This is a genomic window from Alkalimonas sp., assembly GCF_020831925.1.
In the GTDB taxonomy this organism is placed as follows: domain Bacteria; phylum Pseudomonadota; class Gammaproteobacteria; order Enterobacterales; family Alteromonadaceae; genus Alkalimonas.
This window is the reverse complement of sequence record NZ_JAFIFQ010000113.1, coordinates 1-3,333: the sequence shown is the minus strand read 5'-3', so window position 1 is coordinate 3,333 and position 3,333 is coordinate 1. Positions and strand designations below refer to the sequence as shown.

Here is a 3,333-nt window from a genome sequence, read left to right as displayed (position 1 = left end):
TGCAAATGGGCTATAACTCCCTGGTTGGCGATATGGGCAGTGCCTTATCTGGCGGGCAAAAACAGCGCTTGCTGCTGGCCCGCGCCTTGTACCGCAAACCCAAAATCCTGCTGTTGGATGAAGCCACCAGCCATTTGGATGTCGCGCTGGAGCATTACGTCAATCAGGCTATTCAACAACTGAGCATGACCCGAGTCGTGATTGCCCACCGGCCCGAGACCATTCTTAGTGCAGAGCACATTTACCAGCTGGCCGGCGGCCAGTTGCAGGATGTAACTGAGGCGTACAAAGCACAGTTTGGTAAGGGAGTTGGGTAAGCGGTGAAATTTATTCAATTTCTATAAGGATATACACAATGCAAACAAAAAAGATGTATGGTTTGCCTCACCCGCTGCAGTGGCTGCTGTTGGTCAGGTTTGGGGTGGGGCTGGTACTGGCAACTTTATTGCTCGCAGCCTGCGCGACGACTACGCAGGATGCAACCTACTCACTTTACGATGCCACTACCGTTGTACGATTGCCAGCAACGCAACAGCGGCCGGAAATTATCATTTTGCCTGAACGCAACAGCCAGTTCAGCAATCAAGCCCGGGTGATGTTGTTGGTGGGGGCCGGGGCTTTGCAAGAAGATGATGACCAATTGGGGCTGGCCCATTTTGTTGAACACATGGCCTTTCGGGGCACCGAGAAGTTTCCCGAGCAGCGGATGCAAGAGCACATGCGGGAACTGGGGATCCAGCTTGGACGCCACAGCAATGCCTACACCATCTTTGACCATACTGCTTATTGGCTGGATTTACAGGACTTGAACCGGGGTCAACTGGAATCAGCGTTGACGATACTGGCGCAGTGGGCTTACCACATAGAATTTGCACCGGTAGCAGTGCAGGAAGAAATTGCGGTGATTGTTGAGGAGTGGCGGCTCCGACAGCAGGAGCAAGACCGCATTGAGCCACGCTTGCAGGAAGCACTCTTTCGAGGCTCCCGTCATTTGGAGCGGCTGTCGATTCTGGGCGACCGTGCCAGCATTGAAGCTACAACGCCTGAAAAATTAATGACCTTTTACCAGCAGTGGTACCACCCGGAAAACATGGCGATTGTGGTCAGTGGTGATGTGGATGCTGACGAGACGTTGGCTTTTATCAAACAAAAATTCACCAGGCCGGAGCTGGCATCAGAGCGTTTGCTGCCAGAGCAGTTCGATATTCAGCCGCAGGCCATTCCCGATGTGATTACCTTAAGTGATGCCTATACGCCGATTGCGGTGTTGAGTCGTTTTTGGTTTGCTCCGATTGTCCCATACAGTCAGTCTGTTGAGCGGCAGGAAATGGCGCTGTCGTTTGCTTTGGGGGTATTGCGTAAGCGATTGGAAAGTCGTCAGCTAAACAGCGAAGGGGTAGTGCTTGCTTTTAACGTGCAGAGTCGGCGCCAGACTGCCAATGTCAATGCGTTTAATATGGCACTACTGATGACTGAGCCAAATTATGCACTGGCCTACGAACTACTGGATCACGAGTTACAGCGAATGTTGGCCTTGGGGATCACCGGGGACGAGTGGCAAGCAGAGTTAAGCAGTTGGCGGGCCTGGTTGCAGGATGCGCAGGATAGTCCTTCCGATTTAGCGGAGATGGCAAAAGATTTTTGGCTTTACCAGGAACCCATTTTTAATCAGCGCAGCCACAAACAACGCCAGCTCGAGCTGCTGGAGTTAATCACTCCAGAGGAGGCGATTGCAGCATTAACGCAATACAGCTCAGGTCGTGAAGTGACCGTTGCTCTTTATCCGCATGGTACAGAGGCGCCAAGCACCGAGCAGTTAAAGGGTTATAAGGAGCTAGCACAACAGCTGCCTTTTGCGCCCCTTCATCAGCGTGCAGAGCCGCAATGGCAGCCTTTAGCGTCTTCTGCTGGGATTTTATCGGAGCAGCAGCAACCCGACGGCATCATTGAATGGCATTTGGCCAATGGGATGACAGCTTACTATCGTTACAGCGATGCCGTTCCCAACCGGGTTTTTGCACGACTAACAGCCAGACATGGCACCAACCAACTGCCCGATGAGCAGGTGGTGGCTGCGCGCCTGGCCAGTGATTTGATCCGTGATGGTGGGCAGGCTGGCCTAAGCAGTGCCGAACTTCGCCAGTGGCGACAAAGTCTGGATATTGGACATAACTTTACTGTCGACTTTAACACCCGGAGCTTTTATCTGGCTGCGCCGGTCAGCAACATCGAACAAGGCTTGATGGATCTGCATCATCGCTTAATGCACCACAGGATTGATGAAGAGCTGTGGCGCTTTAGTCAGGGGCGTGAGCTGCAGTTATGGCAACAACTCAAAGATCACCCGCATCTGCCGTGGCATCAAGCGCAAAGTAAATCCCTGTGGCAAAACGACATTCGCTACCGCGATCTGACGGCGGCCGAGATTGAAGCGACCACGGTGGAGCAACTGCAAGCATTTTATCAGCAGTGGGTTCAGGGCAATCAAGGGTATCAGCTGGCTCTGGTAGGGGATCTGACGGCCGAGCAAGCCTATGCACTGGTCGAACGCTACTTCGCCAGCCTGCCAAAGACTAGCCCGCAAGGCGAGGGCCGTTTCTCGCCACAGCCCCAACAAGCCAGTCAACAGCGGATCAGTGGCAGTGGTGAGCAACATGCCCATATCTCTTTGCGTTATTATCTGGATAAAACACAGCTGCCTTCGTCTTTACCGCAGGCTTCGGCAGCCCTGCTAAGCCGTTGGCTCGATGAGCAGTTGTTTGATCGCATTCGGACCGATTCAGGCCTGACCTACAGCATTCGCGCACAGCTGGGAGGCTTTAGCCCGGTGCATCAGCAAGTGGTGCTGCACATTTCATTGCAAACCGATCCCGACAAAGTCGATACCGCCATTGCAGCGGTGCAGCAACTGCTGGCTGAAGCGAGCAAGCAGGCACCGATCGAGCGACAGGTTGAAATTTGGCATCAAAGCCTGGCAGATGAGCGGATGCAGGCACGGCAACGTCCGAACTGGTTGGCTAATCGCATCGGCTACAGCGCAGTGATGGAAGAGCTACCCTGGAAGCGGATCGCTCCTTTGGAGCAAACCGCTAGCGCAGATAGTTTGCAGCAGCTTTTAATCAACTTTGTGGAGCAAGGCCATTTGGTGGAAATGGTCTGGTTGCCTTAGCGTATTCTCGGCCCTGAATTCGGGGCCGCTTTATTCATAGGGCAGAGGATCTACCGATTTATTCAGCGCAAAGGCTTCCAGTCGCTCCTGGCAGGCGCCGCATTTGCCGCAGGCTTGTTCGCGGCCGTTGTAGCAGGTCCAGGTTTTGCTGTAATCCAGCCCCA

Annotated in this window: 3 protein-coding genes; 2 read left to right on the top strand and 1 reads right to left on the bottom strand. The window is 53.6% G+C overall.

Annotated elements, in window-relative coordinates; genetic code table 11:
• A partial coding sequence (locus tag JJU14_RS16340) for an ATP-binding cassette domain-containing protein (RefSeq protein WP_228614787.1) occupies window positions 1-317 on the top strand: 317 nt, incomplete at its 5' end.
• 38 nt (window positions 318-355) lie between these two features.
• Entirely contained in the window at window positions 356-3,169 is a 2,814-nt protein-coding gene (locus JJU14_RS16335; protein ID WP_228614786.1) for an insulinase family protein, read from the top strand.
• A 30-nt stretch (window positions 3,170-3,199) separates the two neighbouring features.
• On the opposite strand, the gene JJU14_RS16330 is transcribed toward JJU14_RS16335, so the two are convergent.
• Window positions 3,200-3,333, bottom strand: a 134-nt coding sequence (locus JJU14_RS16330) for a 7-cyano-7-deazaguanine synthase (RefSeq protein WP_228614788.1), incomplete at its 5' end; no start/stop codon positions are given.

Coding starts and splice junctions, on each gene's coding strand:
- JJU14_RS16335 (WP_228614786.1), top strand. CDS start 356: ATGCAAACAAAAAAGATGTATGGTTTGCCTCACCCGCTGCAGTGGCTG.